Annotated in this window: 13 protein-coding genes; 10 read left to right on the top strand and 3 right to left on the bottom strand. The window is 55.8% G+C overall.

Annotated elements, in window-relative coordinates:
* Positions 1-3: 3 nt before the first annotated feature.
* Positions 4-870: a crotonase/enoyl-CoA hydratase family protein gene (locus GEAM_RS20455; RefSeq protein WP_034795397.1), complete on the bottom strand. Its 867-nt coding sequence runs from the start codon at positions 868-870 to the stop codon at positions 4-6.
* A gap of 410 nt (positions 871-1,280) precedes the next feature.
* Here GEAM_RS20455 and GEAM_RS20450 point away from each other — a divergent pair, with 410 nt between their 5' ends.
* Complete coding sequence (locus GEAM_RS20450; RefSeq protein ID WP_034795396.1) at positions 1,281-3,317, top strand: NADPH-dependent 2,4-dienoyl-CoA reductase; 2,037 nt, start codon at positions 1,281-1,283, stop codon at positions 3,315-3,317.
* Positions 3,318-3,364: 47 nt separating this feature from the next.
* On the opposite strand, the gene rlmG is transcribed toward GEAM_RS20450, so the two are convergent.
* Entirely contained in the window at positions 3,365-4,516 is a 1,152-nt protein-coding gene (gene rlmG, locus GEAM_RS20445; protein WP_034795393.1) for a 23S rRNA (guanine(1835)-N(2))-methyltransferase RlmG, read from the bottom strand.
* Positions 4,517-4,654: 138 nt separating this feature from the next.
* Here rlmG and GEAM_RS20440 point away from each other — a divergent pair, with 138 nt between their 5' ends.
* From GEAM_RS20440 to GEAM_RS20400, 9 genes are all read left to right on the top strand, one after another.
* Positions 4,655-5,161: a M48 metallopeptidase family protein gene (locus GEAM_RS20440; protein ID WP_034795391.1), complete on the top strand. Its 507-nt coding sequence runs from the start codon at positions 4,655-4,657 to the stop codon at positions 5,159-5,161.
* Between the two features lie 170 nt (positions 5,162-5,331).
* Positions 5,332-6,336 (top strand): Gfo/Idh/MocA family protein, encoded by a 1,005-nt coding sequence (locus GEAM_RS20435; RefSeq protein ID WP_034795443.1) that lies wholly within the window; start codon positions 5,332-5,334, stop codon positions 6,334-6,336.
* A gap of 23 nt (positions 6,337-6,359) precedes the next feature.
* Positions 6,360-7,106 carry a glutamine amidotransferase gene (locus GEAM_RS20430; protein WP_034795387.1) on the top strand — a complete coding sequence of 249 codons (747 nt, stop codon included), beginning with the start codon at positions 6,360-6,362 and terminating at the stop codon, positions 7,104-7,106.
* A 421-nt stretch (positions 7,107-7,527) separates the two neighbouring features.
* The gene (locus tag GEAM_RS20425) at positions 7,528-8,499 is read left to right on the top strand and encodes a TerC family protein (RefSeq protein WP_034795384.1); all 972 of its coding nucleotides are present in this window, start codon (positions 7,528-7,530) and stop codon (positions 8,497-8,499) included.
* Between the two features lie 126 nt (positions 8,500-8,625).
* Complete coding sequence (sstT, locus tag GEAM_RS20420; RefSeq protein WP_034795381.1) at positions 8,626-9,837, top strand: serine/threonine transporter SstT; 1,212 nt, start codon at positions 8,626-8,628, stop codon at positions 9,835-9,837.
* A gap of 94 nt (positions 9,838-9,931) precedes the next feature.
* On the top strand, positions 9,932-10,183 hold the full coding sequence (gene yefM, locus GEAM_RS20415) for a YoeB-YefM toxin-antitoxin system antitoxin YefM (protein ID WP_034795378.1): 252 nt from the start codon (positions 9,932-9,934) through the stop codon (positions 10,181-10,183).
* Positions 10,180-10,434, top strand: coding sequence for a Txe/YoeB family addiction module toxin (locus GEAM_RS20410; protein ID WP_034795375.1), 255 nt, complete (start codon positions 10,180-10,182; stop codon positions 10,432-10,434). Before yefM ends, GEAM_RS20410 begins: the two co-directional genes overlap by 4 nt.
* 131 nt (positions 10,435-10,565) lie before the next feature.
* On the top strand, positions 10,566-11,519 hold the full coding sequence (locus GEAM_RS20405; RefSeq protein ID WP_051899586.1) for an extracellular solute-binding protein: 954 nt from the start codon (positions 10,566-10,568) through the stop codon (positions 11,517-11,519).
* Between the two features lie 43 nt (positions 11,520-11,562).
* The gene (locus GEAM_RS20400) at positions 11,563-12,288 is read left to right on the top strand and encodes a molybdate ABC transporter permease subunit (RefSeq protein WP_051899588.1); all 726 of its coding nucleotides are present in this window, start codon (positions 11,563-11,565) and stop codon (positions 12,286-12,288) included.
* 42 nt (positions 12,289-12,330) lie between these two features.
* On the opposite strand, the gene GEAM_RS20395 is transcribed toward GEAM_RS20400, so the two are convergent.
* Complete coding sequence (locus tag GEAM_RS20395; RefSeq protein WP_034795370.1) at positions 12,331-14,724, bottom strand: beta-N-acetylhexosaminidase; 2,394 nt, start codon at positions 14,722-14,724, stop codon at positions 12,331-12,333.
* Positions 14,725-14,831 lie beyond the last annotated feature (107 nt).

Genomic DNA, 14,831 nt, shown 5'->3' with positions numbered 1-14,831 from the left:
AGACTAGCCGGATTTGCGTAACGTGGCCGTGTGGCGGTTTTGCAACATCACCAAACGCTCCATGTACGCGACATCTTTTTCTTCCAACGTAAATGCTGAATCCACCCAATCTTCCGTGATATCCATCAGTTCGGAGCGTGACAGCTGCAATACCCGCTGGCGCGCCCGCAGCATGGCCCGAATGCCGTTGAGCTTGGGCCGCAGGGTGTCGATAAACGTACGCGTGGCAATAAAGCCCTCGCCCGGCTGGAACAGCACATCCACCAGCCCGCGGCTTTCAAACCACTCGGCGGTGTGCGACTCGCCGGTAGAGATCAGCTCCTCCGCCAAGCGCATGCCTGCTTTGCGTGAGACCAGCGAATAGCCGCCCATGCCGGGGAACAGGTTAAAGGCAATTTCGGGGAAACCCATACGGGCGGTGTTCTGCGCTAAGACATAATGGTGCGCCAGCGCGGCCTCAAAACCGCCGCCCAGCGCCGATCCCTCAATCATCGACAGGCTAATGGCCCCCACGTCAAAGCCACGCGCGGCGGCGTGTACGCAGTCAATGCAGGCTCGCGCATAGGCCCGCAGCGCCTCGCGCTTGTTATTGAGGATGGAATCGACAAAAAAGCTTAAATCACCTCCCACATTATACATATTAGGCACCAGCGACCCGGTGACCCAAAAATCAAAACGCAGACCCGAGGCTTTCGCCGCATAGGTCAGTTTCATAATGTCTTCTATTAAAGGCTGATTAAAACATGGGCGCGGAAAGGCTTTTAGCATCATCCACATCACATTTCGCCCCTCTTCATAATAGGCGGCTATTTGTGATAAATGCCCAGCTTCGGTGAATGGACGGCAAGCCGTATGGTCAATAAGATTCATAGTTTATACCCAGGTTGGAATGGTAGGTTGGGTGAAGCAGCACCAGCCTAGACCAGCCACCACCTGAACTGAATCGATTCGAAGCGCGCCCATAAAAATAATCCTAATACTCTTAAATAATGTCTTTTATATAAACTTGTAGAAATTAAATAGCGGCAATAATGTTCTTATTTTTATTTCATGGGGAAATTATTGGCTCAAGAAATAAATACTCTTAATACCATTCATAAAAACAAGGCTGCTAATAAATTAATCTTAAGGCTGGCGCTTCGACAGGCATTATTTGTTGTTTTCAGGGCATAAGATGATCTTTATGAACTGCATCACATTCGGCATCAGTCTCCTTTCCAATCTGGCGTTCTACGGCTAAATTGACACTTATCTCATCCGACCACTTAAGGGTCTGACTTATGACCGAACACAACGCGCCGTTTTATCCTCACCTGTTGGCTCCGCTGGATTTAGGTTTTACCCAGCTGAAAAACCGCGTGCTGATGGGGTCAATGCATACCGGGCTTGAAGAGTTGGAAGAGGGGCCGCAGCGCATGGCGGCTTTCTATGCCGAACGCGCCGCCGCAGGCGTCGGCCTGATTGTCACTGGCGGCATCGCGCCCAATGCCCAAGGCGTGGTCTATCACGGCGGCTCGGTACTCAATCAGCAGCAGCAAATCGCCCATCACCAAGTGGTCACCGAGGCGGTGCATCAGGCTGGCGGGAAAATTGCCTTGCAGATCCTCCATGCCGGGCGTTACAGCTATCAGCCTAACCCCGTGGCACCTTCGGCACTGCAAGCGCCAATCAACCGCTTCTCCCCGCTGGCGCTGACTCACGAGCAGATTGAAGAGACGATTGCCGACTTCGCCCAGTGCGCCGCGCTGGCGCAGCAGGCCGACTATGACGGCGTGGAGATCATGGGCTCGGAAGGTTATTTGATTAACCAGTTTTTGGCTGCGCGCACCAATCAGCGCACCGACCAGTGGGGCGGCAACGCGCAAAACCGCATGCGTTTCGCCCTTGAGATAGTACGCGCCGTGCGCCAGACATGCGGGCCAAACTTCATTATTATCTATCGCCTGTCGATGCTGGACTTAGTGGAAGAAGGCTCGAACTGGGACGAAATTGAAGCCCTCGCCAAAGGCATTGAGCAGGCTGGTGCCACCATCATCAACACCGGCATTGGCTGGCACGAAGCGCGAGTGCCAACCATCGCCACCATGGTGCCGCGTGCCGGGTTCAGTTGGGTGACGCGCAAGTTGATGGGCAAAGTGAATATTCCGCTGATCACCACCAACCGCATTAATGACCCGCAGGTGGCCGAAGAGCTACTGGCTAACGGCTGCGCGGATATGGTCTCCATGGCCCGCCCCTTCCTCGCCGACCCGGCCTTTGTGCAGAAAGCCGCGCAGGGCCGCGCCGATGAGATAAACACCTGTATCGGCTGCAATCAGGCCTGTCTGGATCAGATTTTCGTCGGCGAACTCACCTCCTGTCTGGTGAACCCGCGCGCCTGCCGCGAAACCGAAATGCCGCTGATCCCAGCCCAGCACGCTAAGCGTCTGGCGGTGGTTGGCGCGGGTCCGGCGGGGCTCTCCTTTGCCATTACGGCGGCCAGCCGGGGGCATCAGGTCACCCTGTTCGACGCCAACCGTGAGATTGGCGGCCAGTTTAATATCGCCAAGCAAATTCCCGGCAAAGAGGAGTTTTACCAGACGCTGCGCTACTACTCGCGCCAGCTGGCTATCTTGCAGGTGACGCTGCGTCTGGGGGAAAAAGTGGATGCCAGCCAGCTCCATGGCTTCGATGAGATTGTTTTGGCCTGCGGCATCTCTCCGCGCCTGCCGGAGATCCCGGGGATAGACCATCCAAGCGTGCTGACCTATCTCGATGTGCTCAGAGATAAGAAGCCGGTCGGTCGCCGCGTCGCCATCATCGGCTCCGGCGGCATTGGTTTTGATACCGCCGAATATCTGGTGCAGAACGGCCCTTCGGCTAGTCTCGACAGCCGCGCTTTCAGCCACGAATGGGGCATCGACCAAAGCCTCACGCAACGCGGTGGACTGAGCGCGGAAGGCCCGCAAGCCGAACCGGCAGCGCGGCAAATTGTGCTGCTGCAACGCAAAACCAGCAAAGTGGGCGCTAATTTGGGCAAAACCACGGGTTGGATCCATCGCGCCAGCCTGCTGCAACGCGGCGTGAAGATGTGGAGCGGCGTGACTTATCAGCGCATTGATGACCAAGGTCTGCACATTGTGCGCGACGGCACGGAGGAGTGTCTGGCGGTGGATAACATCATCATCTGCGCAGGTCAGGAGCCGCAGCGAGACTTGCAGGTTCCCCTTCTGGCAGCCGGGAAGACCGTGCATCTGATTGGCGGCGCAGAAATGGCCATGGAGCTGGACGCCCGCCGGGCGATTGATCAAGGAACTAGATTGGCGATGGCGATTTGAGGCTATCGGGCGCAGCAAAGGCCGCGCCCGACATGACTTCTAAAAACCTACCCTCTTGCCGCCGATTTCACCGCGCGCAGAATAACGAATTTCTGGTTGGTGGCGATGGTGGTGCAGTTGCCGAACAGGCGGCGCAGCTTCTGGTAGTAGTCCAGATGGCGGTTACCGACGATGCGCAGTTCGCCGCCGGTTTGCAGGCAGCGCTTGGCATCGCAGAACATGCGCCACGCGGTGTCATCGCTGATCACCGTGCCCTGATGGAATGGCGGGTTGCATAGCACGGCGTGCAGGCTTTCGCGCTCAACGCCGGCCAGCATGTTATTCACTTCAAACTGGCAGCGGTTGATATCTTCCGGCAGGTTGTTTTCGACGTTCAGCTTGCTCGACTCCACCGCCATGTATGACTCATCGACGAACAGCATCTCTGCGTCTGGGTTTAGCGCCAGCGCGGTCATACCAATCACGCCATTACCACAGCCTAAATCAGCAATCCGGCCTTCAATGCCTTCTGGTAAATGTTGCATGAAGAAGCGCGCGCCAATATCCAGCCCGGTGCGTGAGAACACGTTGGCGTGGTTGGTGATGCGGAATTCGCTATCATCCAGCGCCCACTCGGTGGTCACCGGCTCGGCGGCTTGCGCCGGTAAAGTCGGCTGGCAGTGGATCAGGCGCGCCTTCTTCCATGCCAAGGTGGTTTTGGTCGGGCCGAGAATTTTTTCAAACAGTTGCAGCGTGGAAGTGTGAATATCACGCGCCTTGGCACCGGCGATAATTTGCGTGTCAGGCGTCACCACTTCGCGCAGGGCAATCAGCTGTTGCTCCAGCAAAGCCAAGGTTTTTGGCACCTTGATAACCACCAAGCCCGGATTAATTGGCAGTGGGACCAGACTGCTTTGCTGGGCTACGCGGCTTTCGTCGAAATGGTTCAAACGCAGATTGTGGCGCGTTGCCAACTGACTCATAAAGGAGTCGCTGATGCTGGTCGGTTCGAACTGTTGCAGCGCGCAAGCCAGCGTGCCGAAAGCATCGTTAAAGATCAGGACAGGACGGCCATTGAGCGCGTCGGTGGTCAGGGTTTGCAGCAGATATTCGTCCGCAGCTTCCCATGCCTGCAACTGCGTCGCCGCCTCATCTTGCGGGTAACGTTCCAGTTCCAGTTGCAGCAGTTGATCACCTTGTTCGAGTTCGAATTGGCTCATTGGCCCTCCTCATTATTCAATTTGCGCTGTTTATCCCTTAAATTGGGCTATCAGTAAAATGTTTTTTCAGTTAAAAAGGCTTTATCTGCCGCCTTTGCGGCACTCTTTGCGGATCAATGAGAGCTAAAGCAAACAGTTATGCCTGAATTGACCTATCTACAAGGTTATCCCGAGTCGCTACAGGCTCAGGTACGCCAATTGATTGACCAGCAGCGTCTGGGCCAAGTTTTGCTGTCGCGCTATCCGCAACCGCACGAACTCACCACCGACAAGTCGCTGTACCAGTATACGCTGGACCTCAAAAATCAATATTTGCGCAGCTCATCGCCGCTGAGCAAAGTCGCCTATGACAATAAAATTCACGTCATGAAGCACGCACTCGGCCTGCACACGGCCATTTCGCGAATTCAGGGTGGAAAGTTGAAGGCGAAGGCTGAGATCCGCGTGGCGACGGTATTCAAAACCGCGCCGGAAGCCTTCCTGAAGATGATCGTGGTACACGAGTTGGCGCACCTTAAAGAGAAAGATCACAATAAGGCATTTTATAGCCTTTGCTGTCATATGACGCCCGACTACCATCAATTAGAATTCGACACACGCATGTACCTGACGCATCTGGAGTTATTCGGGAAACTTTATCAGTGATACTGATGGTGCGTGTTTCTCAAAATACACCATACCTACCCAAAATCATTCGGATTGCATCAAGGCGGCAACTGAGTGAATCACCAGGAGCATACATCAGTATGTGACTGGGGTTCGCGAAGGCAGCCAACGCCGAGGCAGTTCGAAGGATGAAGGGTATTGGAGCAACCATGATTCGTTTTGCAGTAATTGGAACCAACTGGATCACCCAACGCTTTATCGATGCCGCTCATGAGAGTGGCAAAATGAAGCTCACCGCGATCTACTCCCGCACGCTTGAGGGTGCCAAGGCCTTCGGTCACGATTACCCGGTGGAGCACTATTTCGACTCTCTCGACGCCCTCGCCGCCTCGGACCACATTGACGCGGTGTATATCGCCAGCCCGAACTCCATGCACTGCCAGCAATCCTTGCTGTTCCTGCGCCATAAAAAGCACGTTATTTGCGAAAAGCCGCTGTCGTCGAATCTGCAACAGGCCGAAGAGATGATTGCCTGCGCCACCGAGAATAACGTGGTGCTGTTCGAAGCCTTTAAAACCGCCTATCTGCCAAACTTCCTGCATATGAAAGGCGCGCTAAATCGCATCGGGAAGCTGCGCAAAGCCATTTTCAACTACTGCCAATATTCGTCGCGCTACCCACGGTATCTGGCGGGCGAGAACCCAAATACCTTCAATCCGGCCTTTTCTAATGGCTCGATTATGGACATTGGCTATTACTGTCTGGCGAGCACGGTTTCCCTGTTTGGCGAACCGCTTTCGGTTCAGGCGACGGCCACCCTGCTGGAGAGCGGTGTCGATGGTCAGGGCACCGTCGTGCTGCAATATGCCGATGGTTTCGACGTGGTGATCAATCATTCGAAAATCGCCGATTCCCATCTCGCCAGTGAGATCCAAGGGGAAGAAGGCACTTTGCAGATGGAGAAAATCTCCGAGTGCCAGACACTGAGCCTGATCCCTCGCGGCAGCCAGAAGTTAGACCTTACCCAGCCACAGCACATCAACACCATGCTGTATGAGGCTGAAACTTTTGCGCTGTTGGTCGATAACCAGTTCGTCGGCCATCCGGGACTGGAGGTTTCGCGTATTACCGCCAAGCTGCTCAGCGAAATCCGCCGCCAGACCGGCGTGGTGTTCCCGGCAGACAAGAAAGCAGACAACCCAGCAGATAAATAGACGACATGTGAGTGGGAGTTGAGATGAGTGCAGCCAATCTGAAGCCATTACTGATTTTACAAACCGGCCATGCGCCGGGGCCGATTCAGGACGTCCACGGCAATTTCCCGCAGATGTTCCTGCGTCAGGGGGACATCAATCCGCAGCAGCTGCAAATTATCGATTTGCAGGCGGGCGAACGCCCTCTGCCGCCGGAAAACTACTGTGGCGCGATCATCACTGGCTCGCGCAGCATGGTGACTGAGCATCTGGACTGGAGCGAAGCCGCCGCCGACTGGGTGCGTCTAGCGATGTTGCAAGAGTTGCCGCTGTTTGGCACTTGCTACGGTCATCAGCTGATGGCCTATGCCATGGGTGGCGAAGTGGATTATCTGGCGCAGGGCATTGAAGTCGGAACGCTCGACATTGAACTCACGCCGAGCGGCCATCTCGACCCGCTGGTGTCGCACCTGCCCGCTCGCTTCGCGGCAAACCTTATTCACCTGCAAGCCGTGATCACGCCACCAGCCTGCGCGACCGTGCTGGCGCGCTCCTCCGTCGACCCACACCAGATCCTGCGCTACGGCCCGAACGCCATCAGCACGCAATTCCATCCTGAATTCTCGGGATCTGTGATGAAAACCTATCTGGAATGGCTGGACGCGCAGGCGTTTGAAGACAACGTCAACTATGCTGAGAAATTGCAGCAACTCAGTGATACGCCGCTGGCTCAGGGGCTTTTGCTGTCGTTCGTTGCAGCGCTCGGCAAGCGTAATGCATTGGCAGGCTGAATATTTCATAATGTGTCAGAATGTTTGACTTTAGACACGGGTTGGATTACTTTCTGCCATGCAAAGGGGAGTAACTTCTTCGTCGGATAATCGTCATTACGGTGTCTGGACCCGCGCTGTCGCAGCGCACGTCTCAGCCACCCGGTTTCCGGGCAATCCAGATATTCATCGAATGAATAGCGACTATGCGAAAGCATTCGAGTTGCAGGTAGGCGGCAAGCGCGTGAATCCCTATGAGCTGACAAAAGTCAGTGATTAGGGTGAGCAAGCGCAGCCAACACCCCTGCAGCTCGAAGGATAAAGCATAGTGGGTTGTAAGTGAGACCTTGCCGTCAGGCGAGGTTTGCTTATAGCTCAATAAGAGCGGCTAACGTCTTCTGACGTGGCCGTTTTTTTTTGATGTTTTTTCGAGGATAACAGAATGATGAATTCCGTAGGCAACCCGATGCTCTGGGGCAGTTTTGCCGTCGTCGTGGTCATCATGCTCGCCGTGGACCTGTTCTTACAGGGCCGTAAAGGCGCGCAGGTGATGACCATGAAAAGTGCCGCCATGTGGTCGCTGGTGTGGATTGGCCTGTCGCTGCTGTTTAACTACGGCTTCTGGTGGTATCTGAACGGCGAATTTGGCCGCGAAGTGGCGGACAAACAGGCGCTAATGTTCCTTACCGGCTATCTGTTGGAAAAAGCGCTGGCGGTGGATAACGTCTTCGTCTGGCTGATTCTGTTCAGCTACTTCTCCGTTCCGGCAAACCTCCAGCGCCGCGTGTTGGTCTACGGCGTGCTGGGCGCGATTGTGCTGCGTACCGGGATGATTTTTGCGGGCAGTTGGTTGGTCGGCCAGTTCAGCTGGATCCTCTACGTCTTCGGCGCATTCCTGCTGTTTACCGGCATCAAAATGGCGCTGGCGAAAGAGGATGATGGCGAGATTGGCGAGAAGCCGATGATCCGCTGGCTGCGAAGCAAAATGCGTATGACCGATGAGCTGCACGGCGAGAAGTTCTTCGTCCGCCGCAACGGCCTGCTGTTCGCCACCCCGCTGCTGCTGGTATTGATTATGGTGGAACTCAGCGACGTAATTTTCGCGGTAGACAGTATCCCGGCTATCTTTGCCGTGACCACTGACCCGTTCATCGTGCTGACGTCTAACCTGTTTGCCATCCTCGGCCTGCGCGCCATGTATTTCTTGCTGGCAGGCGTGGCGGAACGTTTCTCGATGCTGAAATACGGTCTGGCGGTGATCCTGATTTTCATCGGTATCAAGATGCTGCTGCTCGACGTGTTCCATATTCCGGTTGGAGTATCACTGGGCGTGATCGCGACCATTTTGGTGACCACGCTGCTGATCAATACTTGGGTCAATCATCGAACTGACCGCGCAAAATTAGAAAAATAAGCGGGCATAGCTCGCAATATGAGAAGCCAAAACGGGCGCCTTAAAGTGCCCGTTATTTTTTAAGCTAAATTCTGCTAGGCCACCTCTCAGGATTGGGAAAGGTGCAACACTACAAGGAAAAACAACATGCAAACACAGTCTCCACCATCGCTGATTCAACGCATTCTGCACGCAAGTTTGGTTAAACAAATCCTCTTCGGCCTATTGGCAGGTATTGCTTTGGCGTGGCTTGCGCCCGGCGCGGCGACCTCCGTCGGGCTGCTCGGCAGCTTGTTCGTCGGCGCATTAAAAGCCGTCGCGCCGCTGCTGGTCTTAGTACTGGTTACCGCCTCGATCATGAACCACCCGCTGGGCCGGAAAACCGTGCTTGGCCCTATCCTGTTCCTCTATCTGTTCGGCACCTTCTCGGCGGCGTTGATCGCCGTGGTGGTCAGCTTTATGTTCCCTTCGACGCTGGATCTCAAAATCGCCGATGTTGCCATCACCCCACCGGGCGGCATTGTCGACGTGCTGAAAGGCTTGATCATGAGCATCGTGTCGAACCCATTCAAAGCGCTGATTGATGCCAACTACATCGGCATTCTGGCTTGGGCCATTGGTCTGGGGCTGGCTATGCGCCACGCGGCTGACACCAGTAAGGCGATGATTAGCGACGTGTCTGAAGCCGTGACCAAAATCGTCCGCGTGGTGATTCGCTTCGCGCCATTGGGGATTTTTGGCTTGGTGGCCGAAACCCTCGCCACCAGCGGCTTCGGCGCGCTGTATGACTACGCGCACCTGCTGGTGGTGCTGGTTGGCTGTATGCTGCTGGTCGCTCTGGTCTTCAACCCGCTGATTGTGTTTGCAAAAACCCGTCGCAACCCTTATCCGCTGGTCTTCGCCTGCCTGCGCGAGAGCGGCGTCACCGCCTTCTTCACCCGCAGCTCGGCCGCTAACATTCCAGTCAACATGAACCTGTGCCGCAAAATGGGGCTGGATGAAGACACTTATTCCGTCTCCATCCCGCTAGGCGCCACCATCAATATGGCGGGTGCGGCAATCACCATCACCGTGCTGACGCTCGCGGCGGTCACCACGCTGGGTATTGAAGTGGATATCCTCACCGCGCTGCTGCTCAGCGTGATGGCGGCGGTCTGCGCCTGCGGTGCCTCCGGCGTGGCGGGCGGCTCGCTGCTGCTGATCCCCATGGCCTGTAGCCTGTTTGGCATCCCCAACGACATCGCCATGCAGGTGGTCGCCGTCGGCTTTATCATCGGCATCATTCAGGACTCGGCAGAAACCGCGCTGAACTCCTCCACCGACGTTATCTTTACTGCGGCGGCGTGCCAGAAGGTGTGATCGGTAATTATTAGAAGCACTTGTACGTCAATTTGTCCAATTGTACAAATTGACGTACAATGAATGCCGTACATACCGATATAGGATATTCACGATGAGAACGGTTAGTTATAGCGAAGCTCGTCAGAATCTCTCAACGACCATGGTGCAGGCGGCAGAGGATCGCGCCCCGATCCTTATCACTCGCCAAAACGGGACGCCTTGCGTACTGATGTCGTTAGAAGAATACGAGTCCTTAGAAGAAACAGCTCATCTGTTACGCTCACCAGCCAACATCAGACATCTCATGGATTCTATTGATGAACTGAGGGCAGGCAAAGGCGTTGAGAGGGAGCTATTTGATTGAAACTTACCTTTTCCAGCCAGTCTTGGGATGACTATCTCTACTGGCAGCAAACGGATAAAAAAATAGTTAAACGGATTAACGAACTCATTAAGGACATACAACGAGAACCCTTTGCAGGAAAAGGTAAGCCTGAACCCTTAAAGTACAACCTGACGGGTTTCTGGTCTCGGCGCATTACTGAAGAACATCGTTTAGTCTATGCAGTCACCGAACATGCGATCATGATCGCAGCCTGTCGCTACCATTATTAAAATCAAAGTCGGAGATTTCCCCCCCGGCTTTTTTCATTTCTCCGATCATTATTTCCGTTGCAACGGGGTTTATAAATCTGTCGCAATGATGGATTATCGTTATGCTTCTAACTATATAACGGATAACTATCATGACTCTGTTCACTTCCCTCGCCACTTTTTCTGGCAAGAAAACCCTGACTGCCGCTGCCCTGCTTCTTAGCCTTACCGCCGTGCAAACCGCCGATGCCGCTGACGACTTCCGCGTGACCTACGCCGGTTCGATGGGCGTGGTGATGGACAAACACCTCGGGCCGACCTTTGCCGAGCAGAACCACGTCAATTATCAGGGTCAGGGCCAAGGGGCTTATGGCATGGCGAACCTGCTGGCGTCGAAGAAAGTGGTGGCAGACGTGTTTGTCTCAATCACTCCCGGTCCGATTGAAGTGCTGAAGAAAGCCGGTCTGGTGGACTCTGCCGTGCCGGTGGCCAGCACCAGCATGGTTATCGCCTATAACCCGAAAGGCAAATACGCCGAGGCTTTCAATGCCATTAAAGAACAGAAATCGGGCGCTGCGCCGTGGTGGAAAGTGCTGCAAACGCCGGGCCTGAAATTTGGCCGTACCGACCCAACCACTGACCCACAGGGCCAGAACATTATCTTCACCATGATGCTGGCAGAGCGTTATTACCAGCAGCCGGGCCTGACCAAAACCGTGCTGGGCGACACTCTTAACCAGCAACAAATCTCCGGCGAAGGCGGATTATTAACCCGTCTGGAAGCCGGACAAGTGGATGCCGCCTCGGGCTATGAAAGCGCCACGCGCTCGGCGGGCCTGCCGTACATCAGCCTGCCGGATGAGATCAACCTGAGCAATCCGCAGATGGAAACCCCGTGGTACAGCAAGGTGAGCTTCAACATCACTGACCCGCAGGGCAAGAGCAAAACCATTAAGACCGAGCCGCTGGTGTTCTACGCCGCCGTGCTGAAAAACGCGCCGCACCCAGAGATGGCTAAAGCCTTTATCAGCTTCCTGCAAAGCGACAAAGGTCAGGCGCTGTTAGAGCAAAACGGTTACGGCAAGCCAAAAGGCGGAGCGCTGTAAGGTGCGATTATTCTGGCTATCCGTGCCGTCGCTGGCGTTGCTGATGGTTCCTTTTGTCACGCTGGCGGTGCTCACCCCTTGGTCAGATTTCCACACCGCCTACGGTGACGGTCAGGCCGTCGCCGTCTCTCTCGGCCTGAGCATGGTGTCGATTCCGCTGATTATTGCTTTGGGATTGCCACTGGCGCTGTGGCTGGCGCGCACTCAGCATCGCTGGCGCAGTCTGGTGGAAGTCGCGGTGCTGGTGCCGTTGCTGACTCCGCCGCTGGCGATGGGCATTCTGCTTATCTCGGTTTACGGGCCTTACGGCTCGATTGGTGAAGTGCTGAATGCCATGGGCGTGTCGCTGAACAACAATGCTCCGGCCTTTGTGTTGGCGCAGGTTTACGGCGCGCTGCCCTACTTTGTACTGTCGGCCAGAGTGGCTTTTGAAAATGTCCCGAGGGATATCGAAGAGGCCGGGCAAACGCTGGGGGCCTCGCCGCTGATGGTGTTCTGGCGGCTCACGCTGCCAGTCGCCGCGCGCGGTTTAGCCGCCGGATTGGCGATTGCTTGGGTGCGAGTGATTGGTGAGTTCGGCATCGTGATGGTGTTCTGCTACTTCCCGCAGGGGATCCCGGTGAAGCTGTTTATCAATCTGCAAAATGACGGCGTGGGGTCGATTTACCCGCTGCTGTGGATTTTGCTGGTCACCACCCTGCCACTGCCTTTGTGGTGCTTGATGCGGGCAGGCAAGCCGCGCAAAGAGCCGCCGCCCGAGCCTGCCTGATAATAAGAGTGCGCCGCCGCGTGTTCCCGGCGGCACTTTCCCTTACTTCACGCCTTGCAGCAGTCTTTCCAGCGGATAAACCGCCGCAATCACCAACTCATCCTGAATCTGCGCCGCGCCGTCCAGTTGGGCCTGCGCCTGCTGGCGCTCTTCTGCTGTGATGCTCTCGCCTTTCTGGATTTTATCCAGCCATTGCAGCCCCAGTTCGGACAGCTTGCTGAGCTGCTCCGCCACCGGCTGGACCGGCTTCAGCACGTAGTTTTGCGCCAAAATAGGCTGAACCTGCGCGGTGTTGGCCTGCCACAGCGTCAACTGGTTGCGAATGGCAGCGGCGGCCTGCGCGTCTTTGCCATCAGCCAGCAAGGCTTTGACCTGATTATCCAGCTCGCGCACCGCGTTGCTCTCCGCAGGCAGAGCGTCCACCAGACGATTCAGTGGCTCAAACTGGGTGTAGTTTCCAGCCTTAAACTTTAGGTGCTGGCGGGTGTAATACTGCGCGGGCTCAAGGGCCGAAGAGAGGGTCAGCAGCGGCGTGATATCACTGCTGTTCGCCAGACGGGTCATCAGGCGGGTGGTTTCGGCATGCTGCTGTAACCCCACGGAAACCGCCGACCAGGCATCCACTTTCGCCAAGCGCTGGTACATGTTGTTGATATCTTTCACATCCTCGGCGGACCACAGGCGTTCGGCGACCACAAACCCGCGCGGCCACAGCTTCAGGTCGAGAATTTGCGAGGTGATATTTTCCTGCCACAGCGCGGCTTCTCCACCCAGAATGTTTTTCATTCCTTTGGCGTCTGGCACCACCGGCGGCGTGCCTTGCGGTACTGCACTGAGCTGGCTGCCGGTGGCCGGATAGCGCGCGTTGCCAATCAGGAAATAGCCGTCGAATTTACCGTCTTTCAGGGTGAGCACCGGGCGGGTGTCGCCCATCCACGTGTCTACCGCGAAGCTGACTTTGCCGTCATTCTGCCAAACGATATCGCGCACCGCGCGGCGAGTTTTGCCTTTAAAATCAATAAATCCGCGCCAGCCCTGCTTGCCTTCAATCAGCGTAAAGCTGCCGTCTACCGCACTGCCTTTCAGGCGCGGCATGGAGAATGCCCAGCTCTGGGCTTTTTCACCCTCGGCGACGTTTTGGTCCACGCCCAGCGGCTGCGGCAGGATTTCATTGCGATAGTGGTAGGCCGAGCTTTGCGGCTGGTCGAGGTAGAAGCCGGTGGAAAGTATTCCCTGATACCCCTGCTGCGCGCTGGCCCCCAGCGAGTCCGGCCCCTGCCATGACTGGATAACAATGTCGTGCGGCAAGTCCGGATGGAAAATCTCATCCCAACCGACCATCTGGCGATGATGCTGATGCAAAATCTCCTGCAAACGCTTGTTGAACGCGGCCTGAAGCGCATGGCTGTCGGCAATATTATGCTTCTTCATGTAAGCCTGAATCGCCGTGGAATTCACCCACTGGGTGTCTTTCACTTCATCGCCGCCAATATGCAAATAAGGGTCGGGGAAGATGGCGGTCAGCTCGCCAACGATGGTGTCGGCAAATTTGTAAACCTGCTCGTTGGAAGGGTCGAGCGTCGGCTCGTGTACGCCCCACTCGCGCTGCATCTGATAAGGGCCGGGGGCGCTTATCAGCTCAGGATAGGCGACGGCAATCGCCGAGGCGTGGCCCGGCATGTCGATTTCCGGCACCACGCGAATACCTAGCGCGGTGGCGTAGGCCACCACGTCTTTCATTTCAGCCACGGTGTAGAACTCGCCGTCACTGGCTAACTGTTGCAGCTTCGGATAGTGCTCGGAGGCGAAGCGCCAGCCCTGATCGTCAGTCAAATGCCAGTGCAAAACGTTCAGCTTGGCGGCGGCCATGCCGTCGAGCTGGCGCTTAATGGTGCTTATCGGCAGGAAGTGCCGCGCGGAGTCCAGCAGCACGCCGCGCCACGCAAAGCGCGGGTTATCGTGAATTTTCACCAGTGGCAGGAAGGTGTTTTCGCCGTCGTTTTGCAGCAGCTGCAACAGGGTTTCCATGCCGTGCAGCGCGCCAAATCGGCTGTTGGCGGTAATGGTCGCGCCCTGCGGCGTGACGTCAAGATCATAGCTTTCATCACTGTCCGGCTTCGGCAGGGCGTCTACTTTATGTTTGATCACTACCTGAATTTTGCTCTGCTTGCCGTCGGTCGGCTGCGGCTGGAGCGTCCAGCCGGTCTGCTGCTCAATGCGCTCACGCCAACGCTGGGGAATAGCGCCGAGATTGTCCCCACTCACCGCCACCGACAGACTGTTGTCCACCACCCACTTTCCGGCCTGTGGGGCCACTTCAACCTGCTGCGGCCATGGCATAAGGGGCAAATTCCCGGCAGGAGCGGCAAAGGCCGAAGAGCTGATAGCAAGGAATAACGACGAGGCAAATAAGGAACGACGGAATGGCAATGGCATTGGCAAGATCCCTTAGAGGTAAAGCAGACTGACATAGCCTGCTGAATCGTAAAGGATTAACTATAGCCTTTGTGTAATAAAAAGGCGGTGATTGAGTTAACAATCAC

It is taken from the genome of Ewingella americana ATCC 33852, assembly GCF_000735345.1.
Taxonomy (GTDB): domain Bacteria; phylum Pseudomonadota; class Gammaproteobacteria; order Enterobacterales; family Enterobacteriaceae; genus Ewingella; species Ewingella americana.
The sequence above is the reverse complement of the archived record's forward strand: the minus strand, read 5'-3'. Positions and strand labels throughout refer to the sequence as shown.